Raw genomic sequence first — 19805 nt, forward strand, 5'->3', positions numbered from 1 at the left:
GAGTCAGGTACCAACCGGTTGTCTTAACCGACCTGAAAATTTGCACCTGTCCCCGGACAGGTGTATCTTTAGGGCATCGCGCTACGTCATCTTTCGCGCCGCAGATGCGTTGGCTGTCCTTACTCACCCCAGTCACTTACTGATGTAAGCTCCCGGGGACTCGCTCGGTTGCCGCCTTTCTGCAACACGAAATCTTTAGGGCATCGCGCTACGTCATCTTTCGCGCCGCAGATGCGTTGGCTGTCCTTACTCACCCCAGTCACTTACTGATGTAAGCTCCCGGGGACTCGCTCGGTTGCCGCCTTTCTGCAACACGAAATCTTTAGGGCATCGCGCTACGTCATCTTTCGCGCCGCAGATGCGTTGGCTGTCCTTACTCACCCCAGTCACTTACTGATGTAAGCTCCCGGGGACTCGCTCGGTTGCCGCCTTTCTGCAACACGAAATCTTTAGGGCATCGCGCTACGTCATCTTTCGCGCCGCAGATGCGTTGGCTGTCCTTACTCACCCCAGTCACTTACTGATGTAAGCTCCCGGGGACTCGCTCGGTTGCCGCCTTTCTGCAACACGAAATCTTTAGGGCATCGCACTGCGTCATCTTTCGCGCCCAGATGCGTTCGCTGCGCAGTGACAGGCATAAAAAAAGCCGGGCATTGCCCGGCTTTCGTGTCTTTTTGCAGATGCAGATTAAGAATTATTTTTCAGCGTCAGCAGCAAGCCATCACGGCGCATGGTGGCCGCTTCTTCCGGTTTGTGCTGACGATCCAGCGTATCAGCCAGCCAGGCGTAGTCGAAAGCATCCGGGCGCTGTTGCAGCGCCGCACGGAAGGACTCGGCAGCCTGTTCCCATTCACCGTGCTGCATCAACAGTTGACCCAGCGTACTGTGCAACAGCGGTGTTGCGCCATGCTGCTTGATCTGCTGACGAAGCGCTTTCTCGAGTTGCTCCGGGTTACCGGTTTTCAGCCGTGGCATCAACAATACCAGGCGCTCATCGTACTGACGCTTCAGGCCATCCAACACGATTTGCTGTGCGGTGTCGTGGTCATTACAAACGATAAGATGGTCCGCCATTGCCACCTGTAAAGCGGGGTCATGACGCGTTTTGCGGCTCTGGTTCTGCCACCAACGCTTCAGACCATCACTGCCCTGATCGGCCATGGCCTGGCTCATCAGCCCCAGCCATGCCTGCTGTTGCAGATCGAGGCGATGGGCTTCATCACCCAACTGAATCTTCTCCATTGCAGGCAGAATATCCAGCAATGCGCCCCAGGCATGGGTACGCAGATAAGCCTGTTCAGCCAGACGCAGGACTTCAGGGTGGCGTGGCGCAATCTCCAGCAGACGATCAATACCGTGGCGTGCGGCGTGATCTTCATTACGTGCCAGTTGAATACGTACACGGGTGATCTCTACGGGCAGCGGGTCACCGTTATTTAATTCGGTAGCACGTTCCAGATGTTGATTGGCACGTATCTCGTCACCGCGTTGTTGTGCAGCTTCGGCGGCCAGCAGATAGTTCACCATCGGTTGTTCAGCGTGGTCGGCATTACGTGACAGCAGTTTCTCAACCTGCTGATAATCACCTTCAGCCAGTTTGATCAACGCCGCATTCGTATGCTTATGCGCGCTGCGACGTTTGCGGCCGCTAAACCAGCCGCGGGTGCGTACCCCCGTACGGAAGAGACGGCGGAGCAGCCATTCGATAGCCAAAATCACTATCAGCGTCAGGATCAACATGATCACCAGTGCAGTCACACTGGTTTTGATATCCCAGTTGTCGGTCTGGATCAGCACAAAGCCCTGATGGCCCGCAATCACGGGGCCCAGCACAATACCGGCAATTAACAGCAGGAACAGCAGAAGTACTTTCAACATCATTATTCTCCCTGCTGCTGAGACGAAGCTGATGGTGCGGCTGGCTGTGCCAGCAGGTTACGCACGCGTGTCTCCATCAATTTATCCAGCAGTGGCTGACTTTGCAGCGCTTCCGGAACATCCATTGATACGCTCTGCTGGCTCAGCTCATCCAACTGGCTAAGGAAGGCTTTTGTGTTCGGATCGTTGCTGTCAAACCAGGCACGTGTCCAGGCGGAAACCGTGTCGATAGACTGTTTGAAGATTTCATCTTGATGACGCGGAACTGCCTGAGCCGCAATGAGCAGGCGTGAACGGATATTTTCACGTAAATAAATATCCTGATCCGGTGCCATCAACGGCTCTGCGGTTGCGTCGCGACGACGGATGGTGATGAAATCGTCCATAAAGTTATGCCAGCTCTTAACCAGATTCTGACGCCATTCACGCAGCGAAGAGGAAAGCTCATTGCTGTCGGCATCCATCGGCTCATTGTCACTGTCATTATCGGCGATACGCAGATTATCAACATCGTTAGATAATTGGTTTAATTTGAGGATCACGCCATCGTAGTCGACCTGGCTGAGAGCGGACAGGGTGCTGATGTCATGCGTTAGCGCGCGGCGGGCATCGATCAGGCTCGGATCGTTCATGTCGGCCAGGCTGGCATCCGCACTTTTCAGCAGCGCTGCTGCGGTGGTGACGTCCTGATCGCTCCACAGCTTACGTCCGGCCATTTTGACGAGGTAATCAGCCTGCGCCAGCATCCATGTCTGGGCATCGCTGCCTGAGATGGTAGCCACTTTCTGTTTCAGCTCATCCAACTGCTGGCTGGTGGCTGCCTGCTGCTCACGGGCGGTATCCAGTGCGCTGGTTTGCGTTGCCAACTGTTGTTCCAGTGACTTTTTGTCACTGAGCGCGGACTGTTGCAGATCGGATAGCTGTAAGGCGAGCGCCTGACTGGCGGCGGCCTGCTGCTGTATTTGATGGTTTCCATACAGAGAGAGACCTGCACCCATAGCCAGTGCAATCGCGATGGCTACAGCACCCAGCACCACACCGTTGTTTTTCACTTTGCGTGGTGGTTGTGATTCAGATGTTGAGTTATCAACCGCTGGGGTAGTCTCTTCAACCATGGCGGAGGAATCTTTGTGTTCCGTCATAATGGCTCATCCCATATTTAAGTGTGTTTTATACCTTAGCATTGACGTCTCATTGCTCACGCAACATCCGTACGACCTTTTAAAGGTATAGCGCGCGCAATAGCGCGTCATTATCGGCACCCCCGGCGACACAAATGTTCGCCCAGCCCAGTTCCCGGGCCAGAGTAGCCAAACGTTCACTGACGACAACCAGTCGGCAGTGCAGGAGCCATTCATCCCGATCAACATTGGGGAACAGCTGGTAAAGCTGATGCAGCATTTCACCACTGGTCACAACCAGGGTATCAATGCCGCAATTACGCCAGCGGCGGCCTTCTTCCGCGCCGTGATAATGTTTTTCACAGCGCTGGTAGCACTCAATGAACTCTACCTGAGCGCCACGGGCAAGCAAAGTTTCTGCCAGTAATTCCCGTCCACCGTTGCCGCGCAGAATAAGGGCGCGCTTGCCGACCACCGCTTGCAGGGCCGGAAGCTGGATCAGCACTTCGCTGATTTCCTGCTCGTGTGGCCAGACAACGTTATGGCCGCTGACCGCATGCAGCGCCAGCGCTGTCGTGCGGCCTATAGCATAATAGTTCAGGTTGGCAGGCCATGTTGTTCCAGCAGCAGCGAGCGCGGGCTGGGCATAGTGGATCGCGTGTTGTGACAAGATAAAGACCAGATCGCCTGCCGCCAGCGAGCGCAGCCGCCCGGGCAGGGTATCCAACTGGGTTCCCGGCGTAAACTCAATCAACGGGAACGCCCAGGCCACCTGACCACGCGTGCGCAGACGACTGACCAGCTCGTCGGCGGCCGGTGACGGGCGGGTGACCAGAATCGTCATGCCGGGGGATTTCCCTGGTAGACCTCAGCGAGGATGTCGCGCGCGCCGTTATCCAGCAGTTCCTCCGCCAGCGAAATACCCATTTTTTCTGCATCTGTACGTGGGCCGCGACGTTCACCGCGAACCATCAGGCTTCCGTCTGGCGCACCGACCAGCCCCCGTAGCCAGAGTTGATCGCCTTCCAGCAGCGCATAGCTGCCGATGGGTACCTGGCAACCCCCTTCCAGGCGGGTATTCATTGCGCGCTCTGCCCGTACCCGGCAGGCGGTGTCGTCGTGATTCAGCGCAGATAACAGCCCTATAACCCAGGCATCGTCGAGGCGGCATTCAATGCCTACCGCGCCCTGGCCCACCGCTGGAAGCGACTCCTCAGCCGGCATGATCTGACGAATGCGATCGCCAAGGCCCAGACGCTTCAGTCCAGCCACCGCAAGGATAATGGCATCATATTCACCGGCATCCAGCTTGCCCAGGCGAGTGCCAACATTCCCGCGCAGCGAACGGATAATCAGGTCCGGGCGACGTGCACTCAGCTGGCACTGGCGGCGCAGACTGGACGTGCCGACAATCGCGCCGTGCGGTAAATCATCGACGGAAGCGTAATGATGAGAAACAAAGGCATCATGCGGGTCTTCACGCTCGCAGATTGTGGTTAATCCCAGACCCGGCGGAAAATCGACCGGCACGTCTTTCATCGAATGCACGGCGATATCGGCGCGATCGGACAGCATGGCCTGTTCCAGTTCTTTAACGAACAGGCCTTTACCGCCGACTTTCGCCAGAGGCGTATCGAGGATCACATCCCCGCGTGTCACCATAGGCACCAGCTCAACGCGCAGGCCTGGATGGGCAGCGCTTAAACGCTGCTGAACATACTCTGCCTGCCATAGCGCGAGTGGACTTTGTCGGGTGGCAATTCTTAAAATTTTGTCTAACATGCTTGATACCGTTTTGATCGTTCACTGATTATCCTATCATTGAACCGGGAATGCTGTCAGTTAAACGGCGGTACATGGAGGTATTGCATCAGGTTGGTCGCAAAATGTGCTAAACTGTTAAGTAGCGCAACTTTCTTTACGGTCAATCTGCCAGGTGTTAGATTGATCACGTTTCCAGCAATAATCTGCACGACTATTTTTAAAGCAAGCGGCAGATTTCGGAAACCGAACTTTTATATACCCTTGTTAGTCCAATAAGGGTATAGGCACTGGGATAATCAGGCGAGACGTCTTGTACCTCTACATTGAGACACTGAAACAGAGACTGGATGCCATTAACCAGTTGCGCGTTGATCGCGCGCTGGCGGCCATGGGACCTGCGTTCCAACAGGTTTACAGTCTGCTGCCGACCTTATTACATTATCATCATCCGCTGATGCCGGGTTACTTCGAAGGTAACGTTCCACATGGCATCAGCTTTTACACGCCTGATGAAAGCCAAAAATTCTATCTGGATGATTTAGAAGGAAAATCTGGATCTGCCGCGGCGATTCCCCCACAGGGTGAAATGCCGATCACTGGCGTCTACTCCATGGGCAGTACCTCATCCGTCGGTCAAAATGATACCTCCGATCTCGATATCTGGGTCTGCCATCAGTCATGGCTGGACAATGACGAGCGCCTGAGCCTGCAGAAAAAATGCACCCAACTGCAAAAGTGGTGTGCGGCCATGGGCGTTGAAGTGAGCTTTTTCCTGATTGATGAAAACCGTTTCCGGCATAACGAAAGTGGCAGCCTCGGCGGCGAAGATTGCGGCTCCACTCAGCATATCCTGTTGCTGGATGAGTTCTATCGCACGGCGGTGCGCATGGCGGGGAAACGTATTCTGTGGAATATGGTGCCACGCGAAGAAGAAGAACATTACGACGACTATGTTATGTCGCTGTATCAGCAGGGCGTGTTGACGCCTAACGAATGGCTGGACCTCGGTGGCCTGGGTACGCTGTCAGCCGAAGAGTATTTCGGTGCCAGCCTGTGGCAGCTGTATAAAAGTATCGATTCGCCCTACAAAGCGGTGCTGAAAACGCTGCTGCTGGAGGCCTATTCCTGGGAATACCCTGCCACGCGTCTGCTGGCAATGGATATTAAACAACGCCTGCACGACGGTGAAATCGTCTCTTATGGGCTCGACCCCTATTGCATGATGCTGGAGCGGGTGACTCACTATCTCACCAGCATTGACGATCATGCTCGCCTTGACCTTGTGCGGCGCTGCTTCTATCTCAAAGTCTGTGAAAAACTGTCGATTTCAGCAGAAGACACGGGTTGGCGCCGCGAAATTCTTGGCCAACTGGTCAAAGAATGGGGCTGGGATAACGCTCGTCTGGCGATGCTCGACAGCCGTGCCGACTGGAAAATAAGCCAGGTTCGTGAAGCCCATAATGAATTACTGGATGCGATGATGCAGAGCTATCGCAATCTGATTCGTTTTGCGCGCCGTAACAACTTAAGCGTCAGCGCCAGCCCGCAGGATATTGGCGTGCTGACGCGTAAGCTGTACGCGGCTTTTGAAGCCCTGCCAGGGAAAGTCACTCTGCTTAATCCGCAGATTTCGCCTGACCTGTCTGAATCGCACCTGACCTTTATTCATGTGCCAAACGGCCGTGCTAACCGTGCAGGCTGGTATTTGTATAACCAGTCGCCAGACATGAGTTCGATTATCAGCCATCAGCCGCTGGAATATAACCGCTACCTTAACAAGCTGGTGGCATGGGCATGGTTTAACGGCCTGCTTACCAGCAAAACGCGGCTGCATATTAAAGGGAACGAGATCTGCGATCTTGCCCGCTTGCAGGAGCTGGTGTCCGACGTTTCGCATCACTTCCCGCTGCGGCTGCCTTCGCCTACACCGAAAGCCCTTTATAGCCCGTGCGAAATCCGTCATCTGGCGATTATCGTCAATCTTGAATATGACCCGACGGCGGCCTTCCGCAATCAGGTGGTGCATTTCGACTTCCGTAAGCTGGATGTATTCAGTTTTGGTCAGCAGCAGCAGTGCCTGGTCGGCAGTGTCGATCTGTTGTACCGCAACTCGTGGAATGAAGTGCGTACGCTGCATTTCAACGGCGAGCAGGCAATGATTGAAGCGTTGAAAACCATTCTGGGCAAAATGCATCAGGACGCCTCACCGCCAGATTCCGTAGAAGTGTTCTGCTACAGCCAGCACTTGCGCGGGTTGATTCGCACCCGTGTGCAGCAGTTGGTGTCAGAATGCATTGAACTACGCCTTTCCAGCACTCGTCAGGAGCCAGGTCGATTCAAAGCCGTACGTGTAGCGGGGCAAACATGGGGGCTGTTCTTTGAGCGCCTCAGTGTTTCGGTACAGAAACTGGAAAACGCGGTCGAGTTCTACGGCGCCATTTCCAATAATAAGCTGCACGGCCTGTCGCTTAAGGTGGAAACGGACCAGGTGCGCCTGCCTGCCGTAGTGAATGGCTATGCCAGTGAAGGCATCATTCAGTTCTTCTTTGAAGATACGCTGGACGATCACGGCTTCAATATCTATATCCTGGACGAAACCAATCGCGTTGAGGTGTATCACCATTGTGAAGGCAGTAAAGAAGAGCTGGTGCGTGATGTCAGCCGTTTCTACTCGTCCTCACATGATCGATTCACCTACGGTTCCAGTTTTATTAACTTCAATCTGCCGCAGTTCTATCAGATTGTGAAGGTTGAAGAACGTTTCCAGGTCATTCCATTTCGTAGCCAGGTTCTGACACAACTTTGTGCCGCCGTGCCGGATGATACTGCCAGCCAAGAGAACGCTCGGCGCTATCAGATGCATTAAGCACGACCTTTCATTCTTCAAGCTGCAGGTGCGTTGGTGGCTTTCGCTCACTCCAATCAGTTTACATCACAGGTTTGCCGTGCCGCGTTGTGGTCATCAGCGTGAGGTTAACGATGCAGCAGGGATTGCGCTTTTCCTGTTGCTTTTCGAACTTCACCTGCGATGATAGACAACCAAAAGGCATCAATGACGAGCATATGAGAATGAAGAAAAGAATTTGCCAGCTGGCCGTGATACTGGCCGTCGCCAGCCTGGCGGGATGTGGATTAAAAGGGCCGCTCTATTTCCCGAAAGATGAGCAGGCTAAACCACAAACAACTCAGACAACCCCTGCAACGCAGTCTGGCAATCAGGCGCAACAACCTGCCACGACCAGCGGACAGAGTGTGCAACCGGCTCAGTAAACTATGACGCACTCGGCGGAGCAGAAAATGCAGTTCTCAAAAATGCACGGTCTTGGCAACGACTTTATGGTGGTCGATGCCGTGACGCAGAATGTCTATTTCTCACCTGAGTTGATTCGCCGTCTGGCCGATCGTCACCTGGGGATCGGTTTTGATCAGCTGCTGATCGTCGAGCCACCTTACGATCCCGATCTTGATTTCCATTATCGTATTTTTAATGCCGACGGTAGCGAAGTGGCACAGTGCGGCAACGGCGCGCGCTGTTTTGCCCGCTTTGTTCGCCTGAAAGGATTGACCAATAAAAATGATATCCGCGTCAGCACCCAAACCGGCCGCATGGTGTTAAGCGTTAACCAGGATGAACTGGTGTGCGTGAACATGGGCGAACCCAATTTCGAACCACAGCAGGTACCTTTCCGTGCCAACAAAGCGGAAAACATCTACCTGATGCGCGCGGCTGAGCAAACTGTGATGTGTGGTGTGGTGTCGATGGGTAACCCACACTGCGTCTTACAGGTTGAGAGTGTAAAAACCGCCACGGTGGAAACACTGGGGCCGGTGCTGGAAAGCCACGAACGTTTTCCTGAGCGGGTCAACGTTGGCTTTATGGAAGTGGTCAGCCGTGAACATATCCGTCTGCGCGTGTATGAACGCGGCGCGGGTGAAACCCAGGCCTGTGGCAGCGGTGCATGCGCCGCCGTCGCGGTCGGAATACAGCAAACATTGCTGGCGGAAAAAGTGCGGGTTGACCTGCCTGGCGGCACCCTCAATATCGCCTGGAAAGGTCCGGGGCATCCCCTGTATATGACCGGCCCTGCCACTCACGTATATGACGGGTTTATTCATTTATGAAAAATGTCGGGGAACAACAGGACACTGGCGAAATCTTGCTAGACGATCGTACGGTCAGTGAGTTCCTGATGCAAAATCCAGACTTCTTTATCCGCAATGCCCGCCAGGTTGAACAGATGATCGTGCCGCATCCGATCCGCGGCACCGTCTCGCTGGTGGAGTGGCAGCTGGCGCGTCAGCGCAATCATATTCACCAGTTGGAAGAAGACATTACGCTGTTGATGGAGCAGGCCAGCGCGAATCAGCAGTTGTTTGATCGGTTGTTCGCCCTGCAGGGCCGCCTGGCCTCGGCCACCAGTCTGCATGACATGCTTAACCGCCTCCATCGCTGGGCGCGTGAATTTGGCCTTGCGGGGGCAAATATCCGCCTGTTCGCTGAGAAATGGCGCATAGGGGCTCCTTCCGACTTTACGCAACTGGCGCTGCCGCGTCAGGCATTTGAATCTGTGCGCATTCAGCGTTTGGGTAAACAGAATCACTATCTTGGCAGCCTTAATGGCCCGGAGTTACTGTTACTGTTGCCACAGGCAAAAGCCATTGGTTCGGTAGCGATGTCGCTGCTGGGGGAAGAGGGTGACCTCGGTGTACTGATTTTCAGCAGCCGTGATAATCAGCATTACCAGTCGGGCATGGGCACGGTGTTGTTACAGCATCTGTCGCTGATGTTGCCTCAGTTGCTATCACGCTGGATAGAGCGCGCGTGAATAGCGAGTCGCCCCTGCTGCCAGCCGTAGAGGGCTTCCTGCGCTATCTGAAAGTGGAGCGTCAGCTCAGTCCGCTGACGCAGGAGAGCTATCAGCGCCAGCTCAACGCCATCATTGTTCTGCTGGATGAGCTCAGTGTTAAAGCGTGGGCGCAACTGGATGCTGCGCGGGTCCGTTCACTGGCGGCACGCAGCAGCCGAAGTGGGTTGAAGCCTGCAAGCCTGGCGCTAAGGCTTTCCGCATTACGTAGCTTCCTCGACTGGCTGATCAGCCAGGGTGTCATCAACGCTAACCCGGCGAAAGGCGTTGCCACGCCGCGTGCTGCACGCCATCTTCCTAAAAATATTGATGTCGATGAAGTCGACAGGTTGCTGGATATTGATCTCAATGACCCGCTTGCGGTTCGCGATCGCGCAATGCTGGAGGTGATGTACGGCGCCGGTTTGCGTTTGTCCGAACTGGTGGGCATTGACCTGAGTCATCTTGACCTCGCCTCCGGTGAAGTGTGGGTGATCGGTAAGGGTAGCAAAGAGCGCCGTCTGCCGATTGGCCGAACCGCCGTCCACTGGATCGAGCACTGGATGGTGCTGCGTGAGTTGTTTGCACCGGAGGACAATGCGTTATTCCTCTCGAAGCAGGGCAAGCGCATTTCAGCGCGTAACGTACAAAAGCGTTTTGCTGAGTGGGGCGTCAAACAGGGGCTGTCCAGCCATGTTCATCCGCATAAACTTCGCCATTCATTTGCTACCCATATGCTGGAATCCAGTGGTGATTTGCGTGCCGTGCAGGAGCTGCTCGGCCATGCCAACCTGACTACCACGCAAATCTATACCCATCTCGACTTTCAACACCTGGCGTCGGTTTACGATGCTGCCCATCCCCGTGCGAAACGAGGAAAATCCTGATGCACTTTTATCGGCCTCTACGCCCTGTTGCGGCAATGACCTTCGATCTTGATGACACGCTATATGACAATCACCCGGTGATCCTGCGTACCACGCGGGAATCTCACAGCGCGCTACAGGCGTATCATCCCGCGTTGAAGGACTACAGCGTGGCGCAGTATCAACAGGTGCGTGACCGCCTGCTGGCTGCCGAGCCTGAAATTTATCATGATGTCAGCGAGTGGCGTCGCCGCGCAGTCGAGCAGGTGATGCTGGATGTGGGGCTGCCGTCAACACAGGCGCTGAGAGGTTCGCATGACGTCATGGCTGTCTTTGCCCGCTGGCGCAGCGAGATTGAGATGCCTGAAGAGACGCACGCCACGCTGGCGGCTCTGGCTCAGCGCATACCGCTGGTGGCGATCACCAATGGCAATGCGGAGCCCCACCTTTGTGGCCTGGATAAGTACTTCCAGTTTACCCTGCGTGCCGGGCCGGATGGCCGCGCTAAACCTTTCCATGATATGTATCAGCTGGCGGCAGAGCGGTTAAATCTGCCTGCTGAAAATATCCTGCATGTGGGTGACGATCTCACTACGGATGTCGCCGGTGCTATCCGCTACGGGATGCAGTCATGCTGGATTAACCTGCGTGAAGGCAACCTGATGCATATTAACGACACCCGCCTGCTTCCCACGCTGGAAATTTCCCGGTTGGCATCGCTGACCGCGCTGATATAATAAGCTGGTTAAATATCCAGTGGGCGGCCTGATGCTGCCCCCGATCCCCGACGGTGCCTATGGACGTTTCTGAACTGCTCGACAGCTTGAATGACAAACAACGCGAAGCCGTTGCCGCGCCGCGCAGCAACCTGCTGGTGCTGGCGGGTGCGGGCAGTGGTAAAACCCGCGTGCTGGTGCATCGCATTGCCTGGCTGATGGCAGTGGAAAACTGCTCCCCCTATTCGATTATGGCGGTGACCTTCACCAACAAAGCGGCGGCCGAGATGCGCCACCGTATCGAACAGCTGATTGGGACCAGCCAGGGCGGTATGTGGATCGGGACGTTCCACGGGCTGGCGCACCGTCTGCTGCGCGCCCACCATCTTGATGCCAATCTGCCCCAGGACTTCCAAATCCTCGACAGTGAAGATCAGCTGCGCCTGCTGAAGCGCCTGATTAAAGCGATGAATCTGGATGAGAAGCAGTGGCCTGCCCGTCAGGGGATGTGGTACATCAATGGCAAAAAAGACGAAGGGCTGCGTCCGAAACATATCGAAAGTTACGGTAACCCGATTGAACAGACCTGGCTGCGTATTTATCAGGCCTATCAGGAAGCCTGCGATCGCGCCGGTCTGGTGGACTTTGCCGAGCTGCTGCTGCGTGCTCATGAGCTGTGGCTGAACAAACCGCATATCCTCAATCACTACCGCGAAAGGTTTACCAATATCCTGGTGGACGAATTCCAGGATACCAACAACATCCAGTATGCGTGGATCCGTATGCTGGCGGGTGACACCGGTAAAGTGATCATCGTGGGGGATGACGATCAGTCTATCTATGGCTGGCGTGGTGCGCAGGTGGAAAACATCCAGCGCTTCCTCAAAGATTTCCCCGGTGCGGAAACCATCCGCCTTGAGCAAAACTACCGCTCGACCAACAATATTCTGAAAGCAGCGAACACCCTGATTGCTAATAACAGTGGCCGCCTGGGTAAAGAGCTGTGGACCGAAGACAGCGATGGCGAGCAAATTGCGGTTTACTGTGCCTTCAATGAACTGGATGAAGCGCGCTTTGTGGTCAACCGCATTAAGGTGTGGATGGAGAATGGCGGCGCGCTGAATGACTGCGCGATCCTCTATCGCAGTAACGCCCAGTCGCGCGTGCTGGAAGAAGCGCTGCTGCAAACCAGTATGCCGTACCGGATCTATGGCGGTATGCGCTTCTTCGAGCGTCAGGAAATCAAGGATGCGCTGGCCTATCTGCGTTTGATCTCCAACCGTAATGACGATGCCGCCTTTGAACGCGTGATCAACACGCCGACCCGAGGCATAGGCGACCGGACGCTGGATGTCATACGCCAGACGTCACGTGAGCGTCAGCTCACGCTGTGGCAAACCACGCGCGTGCTGTTGCAGGAAAAAGCGCTGGCCGGGCGTGCCGCCTCTGCCTTACAACGCTTTACCGAGCTGGTCGATTCACTGGCGCAGGAAACCGTTGAGATGCCGCTGCATGTGCAGACGGACCGGGTGATCAAAGATTCCGGTTTGTGGCTGATGTATGAGCAGGAAAAAGGCGAGAAGGGCCAGGCACGTATCGAAAACCTTGAGGAACTGGTCAATGCCACACGACAGTACAGCTATCAGGATGAAGACCAGGACCTGATGCCGCTGCAGGCGTTTCTCTCCCATGCCGCCCTTGAGGCCGGTGAAGGGCAGGCCGACAAGTGGCAGGATGCCGTGCAGTTAATGACCCTGCACTCCGCCAAAGGGCTGGAGTTTATGCAGGTGTTTATTGTCGGCATGGAAGAGGGCATGTTTCCCAGCCAGATGTCACTGGATGAAGGCGGCCGGCTGGAAGAAGAACGTCGCCTGGCCTACGTTGGTGTGACGCGTGCGATGCAGAAACTGACCCTGACCTACGCCGAAACCCGACGGCTTTATGGTAAGGAAGTGTATCACCGCCCATCGCGCTTTATTGGTGAGCTGCCTGAAGAGTGCGTGGAAGAGGTTCGTCTGCGTGCCAGCGTCAGTCGCCCGGCCAACCATCAGCGCATGGGGACGCCGATCGCGAAAAATGACAGTGGTTTCGCCCTCGGCCAGCGGGTGCATCATGCCAAGTTTGGTGAAGGGACTATCGTCAATCTGGAAGGCAGTGGCGAGCATAGCCGACTCCAGGTCGCGTTTCAGGGACAGGGCATTAAGTGGCTGGTGGCGGCTTATGCCAAACTGGAAGCGATGTGACGCCCTGTAGGGCGCATGGCCCCGCTTGACGCCTTTTTAGTCTCAGCGTAACATGCGCCCACCATTACCCTAAGAGGACATTCGCCTTGGACACACCCAGTACATACTGGCTCACTGACCTGCATTTCAGGTACAACTCCTAAGGCTATCCTCTTTTGCCGATAGCCTTCGTGGTTGTTGGCGACCGCATTTCCCGTCGCTCTGAGTCAGTTTTGCTCGCTGACTGAAACATCTGTTTCCCGTGTTCAAGCGCTCTGTCCCATTTTGTTACTGTGAATTTGGGAGTACAGCTAATGTTGAGCGCATTTAAACTCGACCAAAACCGTCTGACCCGCCTTGAACTGGATGATGCTGATGCCAGGGACGAGCTGATCGGTTCCGTCTGGGTCGATTTGATCGAACCGGAAGAAGCTGAACGAGATCGGGTACAAACCGAACTGGGCCAGAGCCTTGCGACCCGCCCTGAACTGGAAGATATCGAAGCCTCGGCACGTTTCTTCGAAGATGAAGATGGTCTGCATATTCACTCATTTTTCTTCTATGAAGATGCTGACGATCACGCGGGTAACTCGACGGTGGCCTTCACCATTCGTGAAGGGCGTCTGTATACCCTGCGCGAACGTGAACTCCCGGCGTTTCGTCTTTACCGTATGCGTGCCCGTAATCAGGTTCTGAGCGACGGAAATGCTTACGAACTGCTGCTCGATCTGTTTGAGACAAAAATCGAACAGCTGGCGGATGAGATCGAGAATATCTACAGCGATCTGGAAAAGCTGAGCCGCGTGATTATGGAAGGACAGCAGGGCGATGCGTTTGATGAAGCGCTGTCGACGCTGGCAGAGCTGGAAGATATCGGCTGGAAGGTGCGCCTGTGTCTGATGGATACCCAGCGCGCCCTGAACTTCCTGGTACGCAAGGCGCGTCTGCCAGGCAATCAGCTGGAGCAGGCACGCGAGATCCTGCGCGATATCGAATCCCTGCTGCCGCACAATGAATCCCTGTTCCAGAAAGTTAACTTCCTGATGCAGGCGGCGATGGGCTTTATCAACATCGAACAGAACCGCATCATCAAGATCTTCTCGGTGGTATCGGTGGTCTTCCTGCCGCCTACCCTGGTGGCCTCCAGCTACGGGATGAACTTCGAGTTTATGCCTGAGCTGAAATGGAGCTTTGGCTATCCAGGGGCGATTAGCCTGATGATCCTCGCCGGTCTGGCACCTTACGCCTACTTTAAGCGTAAGAACTGGCTGTAAGCCGCTCGATAAAAAAAAATCGCCTGAGGGGCGATTTTTTTATTTCTGCTTATCACGCTATACGGCCGACGATCGGCGTAATGCCAACAGAGCATCGGCAATAAAGAGCGCCAGTGCTGTCCAGATAAAGCCAAAGGTCACGACTTTATCGGGCGTCATTTGCTCTCCGTAAAATAATACGGCTAGCAGGAACATCAACGTGGGCGCCAGATACTGGAAAAAGCCCACGGTGGACAGTTTCAAACGTGTGCAAGCGGCAGTAAACAGCATCAGCGGAACCGTGGTGATCACCCCGGCAGCAGCCAGCATCAAATTGAGGCTCAGTGGGTTGCTTCCCAGATGGCTGGTGGGGCTGTCGGCTATCGCGAACAGATAGATTGCCGCAGGGATTAACAGCCAGCTGGTTTCAATCAGCATTCCGCTTTGGGCATCAACGGCTATTTTTTTACGCAGCAAGCCATAGAATGAAAAGCTGATGGCGAGACTGAGAGCGATCACCGGCACTGAACCAAACTGCCACACCTGTATCAGTACGCCGCAGGCCGCGAGTGCCACTGCCAGCCATTGCAGGCGCCGAAAGCGTTCCCCGAGAAACACCATCCCCACCAGGACATTCAGCAGCGGGTTAATAAAGTAACCCAGGCTGGCCTCCAGCAAATGGTGATTATTCACCGCCCAGATATACAGCAGCCAGTTACCGCAAATCACGACGGCGGAGAGCGCCAGCAGCAGCACCTTTTTGGGGTGCTGGATAACCGTACGGACATTGCGCCAGTGTCGGCTGGCGGTGAGCAGCACCAGCATAAAGAAAAATGACCAGATCACCCGGTGGGTCATAATTTCCCCGGGGGCAACTTGCTGGATGAGCTTGAAATAAACCGGGGCAACACCCCAGATAAAATAGGCTCCCAGAGCAAAGAAAATGCCCTGGAGAGTGAGCTGTGGATTCATGAAGTTAACCAATCAGATAGGTAGCAGTGGCGCTGGCAATATGAACACCGCCATCGTTGTGTAGCTCGACTCTGGCAACCGACACTTTATTACCACCGCGCAGCAGGCTGCTGCTGGCCGTAAAGCGTTCACCACGGCCGGGACGCAGATAATCCACCCGCAGGTCGATGGTTCCCATGCGTGACAGGCGCTGGCGTAGCTCCTCTTCAGTGATGCTTTCCTGGCGTGTCAGCGCGCTGGTGACGCACACCAGACCGGCAGCGACATCCAGGACGGAAGCGATCACGCCACCATGCAATATTTTCTGAGCGGAGTTACCGACCAGCATGGTCTGGTTTGCCAGGCTTATCTCTGCGTAATCCGACTCCAGTCGGTCCAGCTCCAGCCCCAGTGCGCGATTGAACGGCATGTGGTAGACAAAAATCTCGCCAATCAGGCGGCGAGCGGCAGCCTGATCCATAGGTACTGCTGACATTATCGGGTCTTCCTGTAATGCGGTCTGAATGAAAAATCAGGTTAACGGAGTGTGTATAATATGCTTCGTTGAAGGTGCTTTCCACTTTCGGAAATGAGCACTAATCCCCCTGGATGTTTCTGTGTAGAATGGCGTGCTTTTTATTCACTTATCCGCCTCTCTGGGAGAATCCTATGGCTCTGCTGAAAGGATTGCTGGCGTCAGCAATTCTGTTTCCGACGTTGGTGCTGGCACAGACCGCTACCGTAAAAGATGTCCACGATCAGCCTGCGGTTCGCGGCAGCATTATTGCCAATTTGCTGGAGAAGCATGACAACCCGTTTATCTTGTTCCCTTACGAAAACAACTATCTGCTTTACACGGATACCAGCAATATCAACAAGGAAGCGATCGAGTCTTACGACTGGGGAAACAAAGCCAAACACGATGAAGTGAAGTTCCAGTTAAGCCTGGCCTTCCCGTTATGGCGTGGCATTCTCGGTGATAACTCGGTACTGGCGGCGTCCTATACTCAGCGTTCCTGGTGGCAGTTATCTAATCGTGGTGCCTCTTCACCGTTCCGTGAAACCAACTACCAGCCGCAGATTTTCCTGGGGTGGTCCACGGATTACTCTTTCGCAGGCTGGACGTTACGCGATGTGGAAACGGGCCTGAATCATGAGTCTAACGGCCGATCCGATCCGACATCGCGCAGCTGGAACCGTGTCTATGCCCGACTGATGGCAGAAAATGGCAACTGGATGGTTGAGGTCAAACCCTGGTACCGTATTCCAGAAAGTGAAAATAATGACGATAACCCGGATATCACTAAGTACATGGGTTATTATCGCCTGACGGTGGGCTACCAGTGGGGCGAGAGCATCTTCAGCGTGAGGAGCAACTACAACTGGAACAGCGGCTACGGCGGCGCTGAACTGGGCTGGAGCTACCCGATGACCGATCATGTGCGTTTCTATACGCAGGTGTTTAGTGGTTATGGCGAATCGTTAATCGACTATAACCACCGTCAAACGCGCGTCGGTGTGGGCGTGACGCTCAACGACCTGTTCTAAGGTCGTCGTGACCGGGTTGAGCAATCAACCCGGCCAGAATTCTTGTTATTTCAGATGTGGGGACAACGTGTCTACGGCAGCAGTCATCAATAAAGAAACGCTGGCAGAGCAGGTATTACGCGATACCTTTGGCTATCAGCAGTTTCGTCCGGGGCAACAAGCCATCATTCAGGAGTCGCTCAACGGGCGTGACTGTCTGGTCGTTATGCCAACCGGCGGCGGAAAATCACTCTGTTATCAGATCCCTGCGCTGGTGCGTGAGGGGCTGACGCTGGTGGTGTCGCCGTTGATCTCGTTGATGAAAGACCAGGTCGACCAGCTACTGGCAAACGGCGTTGCGGCGGCCTGCCTCAATTCGACGCAGAACCGTGAAGAACAGCAGGAAGTGATGGCAGGTTGCCGTACCGGTCGCATCCGTCTGCTGTACATTGCCCCTGAACGTCTGATGATGGACAGCTTCCTTGAGCAGCTGACACACTGGAATCCGGCGATGCTGGCGGTGGATGAAGCCCACTGTATTTCCCAGTGGGGCCACGACTTCCGCCCGGAATACGGTGCGCTGGGCCAGCTACGTCATCGCCTGCCGGATGTCCCGGTGATGGCGCTGACCGCCACCGCCGATGAAACCACGCGTAACGACATTGCCCGTCTGCTGCAGCTTGATGACCCGCTCATCCAGGTCAGCAGCTTTGACCGCCCCAATATCCGCTATACGCTGGTGGAAAAATTCAAACCTACCGAACAGCTGCTGCGCTATGTGCAGGATCAGCGCGGCAAGTGCGGCATCATTTACTGTAACAGCCGGGCCAAAGTGGAAGACACCGCTGCCCGTCTGCAAAGCCGTGGCCTGAGCGTTGGTGCCTATCATGCGGGGATGGATAACGCACACCGTGCTCATGTGCAGGAAGCCTTCCAGCGCGATGATCTGCAAATCGTGGTGGCGACCGTGGCTTTTGGTATGGGCATTAACAAACCCAACGTGCGTTTTGTGGTGCACTTTGATATTCCGCGCAATATCGAATCCTACTATCAGGAAACCGGGCGTGCGGGGCGTGATGGCCTGCCAGCCGAGGCGCTGCTGCTGTACGATCCGGCCGATATGGCCTGGTTGCGTAAGTGTCTGGAAGAGAAAACACCGGGGCCGCTACAAGATATTGAACGCCATAAGCTGAATGCGATGGGTGCGTTTGCCGAAGCGCAGACCTGCCGTCGTCTGGTTTTGCTGAACTATTTTGGAGAGGGGCGTCAGCAGCCTTGCGACAACTGCGATATCTGCCTTGATCCACCGCGCCGCTATGATGGCCTGGTCGAGGCGCAAAAAGCACTCTCCTGCATTTACCGCGTTGGGCAGCGTTTTGGTATGGGGTATATCGTCGAGATCCTGCGCGGCGCCAATAACCAGCGCATCCGCGATATGCAGCACGACAAATTACCGGTGTATGGCATCGGCCGTGAGCAGAGCCATGAGCACTGGACCAGCGTGTTACGCCAGTTGATTCACCTTGGGCTGGTGACGCAAAACATTGCCATGCACTCAGCATTACAGCTGACGGAAGCCGCACGCCCCACCTTACGTGGTGAAGTGCCGCTGATGCTGGCGGTTCCTCGCCTGGTGAGTATTAAACCGCGTAACAGCAGCCAGAAATCCTATGGCGGAAGTTATGACCGCAAGCTGTTTGCCAAACTGCGCAAGCTGCGTAAATCCATCGCCGATGAAGCCAATGTTCCGCCATATGTGGTGTTTAACGATGCAACGCTGATTGAAATGGCGGAGCAAATGCCGCTGACAGCATCCGAGATGTTGAGTGTGAATGGCGTCGGGCATAAGAAGCTGGAGCGTTTTGGCAGGCCGTTTATGGTGATGATCAAAGAACATGTCGACGGTGACGACGACGAGTAATGTTTGATGTGGGCCGATCGATAAATTATCGGCCCCGACAGGTTTTGTAGGGGGCGGGCATGCCCGACCCGGGTTCTGTTAGGCGATTCTTCGTGCCGATGCCAGCAGTGCACCTACCGCAATAAACAAGCCCCCAAAAATCCGGTTTAGCAATTTCATCTGATGCGGTCCTTTGATCCACGCAGAGATGCGTGTGGCCAGCGTGGCATAGCCAATCATCACGATAATATCCACCACCACGGTCGTGACGCCCAGGACCAGATACTGCATCGCCTGCGGCTGATGTGGCAGAATGAACTGCGGGAAGAGGGCCGCCAGGAACACAATACTTTTTGGATTGGTCAGATTCACCAGCACGGCGCGTTTAAACAGCTTACGGCGCGGCATCGCTTTGGCAACCGCATTCAGATCGATCGCCCCGGCCGATCGCCACTGTTGAATACCCAGCCAGACCAGGTATCCCGCCCCGGCCCATTTAAGAATTTCAAAAGCCAGTAACGATTGGGAAAACAGCGCACCCAGCCCAATGCCGACCAGCACAATATGCAGCGACAGCCCAACCTGAAGGCCGGAGATTGAGGCGACCGCACCGCGATAACCGTGGCTGATACCGGTACTCATGGTATTGATTGCGCCAGAACCTGGCGACAGACTTAAGATGCTGGTTGTTAACAGATAGGTCAGCCACCACTCGATGGTCATGCGTAAAACTCCCGAAAAACGCTCATTTGTGACACAATAC

The 19805-nt window shown here is 54.9% G+C and carries 18 protein-coding genes; 11 read left to right on the forward strand and 7 right to left on the reverse strand.

The window, feature by feature from the left end; genetic code table 11:
• Positions 1-687 precede the first annotated feature (687 nt).
• The 4 genes from hemY to hemC all read right to left on the reverse strand — a co-directional run bounded on the left by hemY (position 688) and on the right by hemC (position 4781).
• Complete coding sequence (hemY, locus tag WH279_RS11700) at positions 688-1878, reverse strand: protoheme IX biogenesis protein HemY (RefSeq protein ID WP_339456768.1); 1191 nt, start codon at positions 1876-1878, stop codon at positions 688-690.
• A gap of 2 nt (positions 1879-1880) precedes the next feature.
• Complete coding sequence (hemX, locus tag WH279_RS11705) at positions 1881-3020, reverse strand: uroporphyrinogen-III C-methyltransferase (RefSeq protein ID WP_339456719.1); 1140 nt, start codon at positions 3018-3020, stop codon at positions 1881-1883.
• A 79-nt stretch (positions 3021-3099) separates the two neighbouring features.
• Positions 3100-3843, reverse strand: coding sequence for a uroporphyrinogen-III synthase (gene hemD / locus WH279_RS11710; RefSeq protein ID WP_339456721.1), 744 nt, complete (start codon positions 3841-3843; stop codon positions 3100-3102).
• Complete coding sequence (hemC, locus tag WH279_RS11715; RefSeq protein ID WP_339456723.1) at positions 3840-4781, reverse strand: hydroxymethylbilane synthase; 942 nt, start codon at positions 4779-4781, stop codon at positions 3840-3842. The genes hemD and hemC overlap by 4 nt, the downstream gene beginning before the upstream one ends.
• 292 nt (positions 4782-5073) lie before the next feature.
• Here hemC and WH279_RS11720 point away from each other — a divergent pair, with 292 nt between their 5' ends.
• From WH279_RS11720 to corA, 9 genes are all read left to right on the forward strand, one after another.
• Positions 5074-7629 carry a class I adenylate cyclase gene (locus WH279_RS11720; protein ID WP_200643891.1) on the forward strand — a complete coding sequence of 852 codons (2556 nt, stop codon included), beginning with the start codon at positions 5074-5076 and terminating at the stop codon, positions 7627-7629.
• Positions 7630-7832: 203 nt separating this feature from the next.
• Positions 7833-8033 (forward strand): LPS translocon maturation chaperone LptM, encoded by a 201-nt coding sequence (gene lptM, locus WH279_RS11725; protein ID WP_200643892.1) that lies wholly within the window; start codon positions 7833-7835, stop codon positions 8031-8033.
• A 27-nt stretch (positions 8034-8060) separates the two neighbouring features.
• Entirely contained in the window at positions 8061-8885 is an 825-nt protein-coding gene (gene dapF / locus WH279_RS11730) for a diaminopimelate epimerase (protein WP_339456727.1), read from the forward strand.
• On the forward strand, positions 8882-9589 hold the full coding sequence (locus tag WH279_RS11735) for a DUF484 domain-containing protein (protein ID WP_339456728.1): 708 nt from the start codon (positions 8882-8884) through the stop codon (positions 9587-9589). The genes dapF and WH279_RS11735 overlap by 4 nt, the downstream gene beginning before the upstream one ends.
• On the forward strand, positions 9586-10494 hold the full coding sequence (xerC, locus tag WH279_RS11740) for a tyrosine recombinase XerC (RefSeq protein ID WP_339456729.1): 909 nt from the start codon (positions 9586-9588) through the stop codon (positions 10492-10494). Before WH279_RS11735 ends, xerC begins: the two co-directional genes overlap by 4 nt.
• On the forward strand, positions 10494-11210 hold the full coding sequence (gene yigB, locus WH279_RS11745) for a 5-amino-6-(5-phospho-D-ribitylamino)uracil phosphatase YigB (protein ID WP_339456730.1): 717 nt from the start codon (positions 10494-10496) through the stop codon (positions 11208-11210). The genes xerC and yigB overlap by 1 nt, the downstream gene beginning before the upstream one ends.
• Before the next feature lie 59 nt (positions 11211-11269).
• Positions 11270-13432 (forward strand): DNA helicase II, encoded by a 2163-nt coding sequence (gene uvrD / locus WH279_RS11750; RefSeq protein WP_200643895.1) that lies wholly within the window; start codon positions 11270-11272, stop codon positions 13430-13432.
• A gap of 86 nt (positions 13433-13518) precedes the next feature.
• Positions 13519-13575: a YsgD/CorL family protein gene (gene ysgD / locus WH279_RS22740; protein ID WP_374760164.1), complete on the forward strand. Its 57-nt coding sequence runs from the start codon at positions 13519-13521 to the stop codon at positions 13573-13575.
• 150 nt (positions 13576-13725) lie between these two features.
• The gene (corA, locus tag WH279_RS11755; RefSeq protein ID WP_133846841.1) at positions 13726-14685 is read left to right on the forward strand and encodes a magnesium/cobalt transporter CorA; all 960 of its coding nucleotides are present in this window, start codon (positions 13726-13728) and stop codon (positions 14683-14685) included.
• 57 nt (positions 14686-14742) lie between these two features.
• Here corA and rarD read toward each other — a convergent pair whose 3' ends face one another.
• Both rarD and WH279_RS11765 read right to left on the reverse strand, forming a co-directional pair.
• Positions 14743-15636 carry an EamA family transporter RarD gene (rarD, locus tag WH279_RS11760; RefSeq protein ID WP_339456732.1) on the reverse strand — a complete coding sequence of 298 codons (894 nt, stop codon included), beginning with the start codon at positions 15634-15636 and terminating at the stop codon, positions 14743-14745.
• A gap of 4 nt (positions 15637-15640) precedes the next feature.
• The gene (locus tag WH279_RS11765) at positions 15641-16111 is read right to left on the reverse strand and encodes a thioesterase family protein (protein ID WP_339456733.1); all 471 of its coding nucleotides are present in this window, start codon (positions 16109-16111) and stop codon (positions 15641-15643) included.
• Between the two features lie 173 nt (positions 16112-16284).
• Here WH279_RS11765 and pldA point away from each other — a divergent pair, with 173 nt between their 5' ends.
• Together pldA and recQ are read left to right on the forward strand one after the other, a co-directional pair.
• Positions 16285-17163: a phospholipase A gene (gene pldA / locus WH279_RS11770; RefSeq protein WP_200643898.1), complete on the forward strand. Its 879-nt coding sequence runs from the start codon at positions 16285-16287 to the stop codon at positions 17161-17163.
• Between the two features lie 67 nt (positions 17164-17230).
• Positions 17231-19063 carry an ATP-dependent DNA helicase RecQ gene (gene recQ, locus WH279_RS11775; RefSeq protein WP_339456734.1) on the forward strand — a complete coding sequence of 611 codons (1833 nt, stop codon included), beginning with the start codon at positions 17231-17233 and terminating at the stop codon, positions 19061-19063.
• A 78-nt stretch (positions 19064-19141) separates the two neighbouring features.
• On the opposite strand, the gene rhtB is transcribed toward recQ, so the two are convergent.
• The gene (rhtB, locus tag WH279_RS11780; RefSeq protein WP_200643900.1) at positions 19142-19765 is read right to left on the reverse strand and encodes a homoserine/homoserine lactone efflux protein; all 624 of its coding nucleotides are present in this window, start codon (positions 19763-19765) and stop codon (positions 19142-19144) included.
• Between the last annotated feature and the right edge of the window lie 40 nt (positions 19766-19805).

The organism is Erwinia sp. MYb375 (genome assembly GCF_037479175.1).
GTDB lineage: Bacteria > Pseudomonadota > Gammaproteobacteria > Enterobacterales > Enterobacteriaceae > Erwinia > Erwinia rhapontici.

What these genes read in the sequence shown, in the direction of transcription:
- dapF (WP_339456727.1), top strand. Translation starts at nt 8,061, where the DNA reads ATGCAGTTCTCAAAAATGCACGGTCTTGGCAACGACTTTATGGTGGTC.
- yigB (WP_339456730.1), top strand. Translation starts at nt 10,494, where the DNA reads ATGCACTTTTATCGGCCTCTACGCCCTGTTGCGGCAATGACCTTCGAT.
- corA (WP_133846841.1), top strand. Translation starts at nt 13,726, where the DNA reads ATGTTGAGCGCATTTAAACTCGACCAAAACCGTCTGACCCGCCTTGAA.
- hemY (WP_339456768.1), bottom strand. Translation starts at nt 1,878, where the DNA reads ATGTTGAAAGTACTTCTGCTGTTCCTGCTGTTAATTGCCGGTATTGTG.
- WH279_RS11735 (WP_339456728.1), top strand. Translation starts at nt 8,882, where the DNA reads ATGAAAAATGTCGGGGAACAACAGGACACTGGCGAAATCTTGCTAGAC.
- lptM (WP_200643892.1), top strand. Translation starts at nt 7,833, where the DNA reads ATGAAGAAAAGAATTTGCCAGCTGGCCGTGATACTGGCCGTCGCCAGC.
- rarD (WP_339456732.1), bottom strand. Translation starts at nt 15,636, where the DNA reads ATGAATCCACAGCTCACTCTCCAGGGCATTTTCTTTGCTCTGGGAGCC.
- pldA (WP_200643898.1), top strand. Translation starts at nt 16,285, where the DNA reads ATGGCTCTGCTGAAAGGATTGCTGGCGTCAGCAATTCTGTTTCCGACG.
- WH279_RS11765 (WP_339456733.1), bottom strand. Translation starts at nt 16,111, where the DNA reads ATGTCAGCAGTACCTATGGATCAGGCTGCCGCTCGCCGCCTGATTGGC.
- hemX (WP_339456719.1), bottom strand. Translation starts at nt 3,020, where the DNA reads ATGACGGAACACAAAGATTCCTCCGCCATGGTTGAAGAGACTACCCCA.
- rhtB (WP_200643900.1), bottom strand. Translation starts at nt 19,765, where the DNA reads ATGACCATCGAGTGGTGGCTGACCTATCTGTTAACAACCAGCATCTTA.
- uvrD (WP_200643895.1), top strand. Translation starts at nt 11,270, where the DNA reads ATGGACGTTTCTGAACTGCTCGACAGCTTGAATGACAAACAACGCGAA.
- hemC (WP_339456723.1), bottom strand. Translation starts at nt 4,781, where the DNA reads ATGTTAGACAAAATTTTAAGAATTGCCACCCGACAAAGTCCACTCGCG.
- hemD (WP_339456721.1), bottom strand. Translation starts at nt 3,843, where the DNA reads ATGACGATTCTGGTCACCCGCCCGTCACCGGCCGCCGACGAGCTGGTC.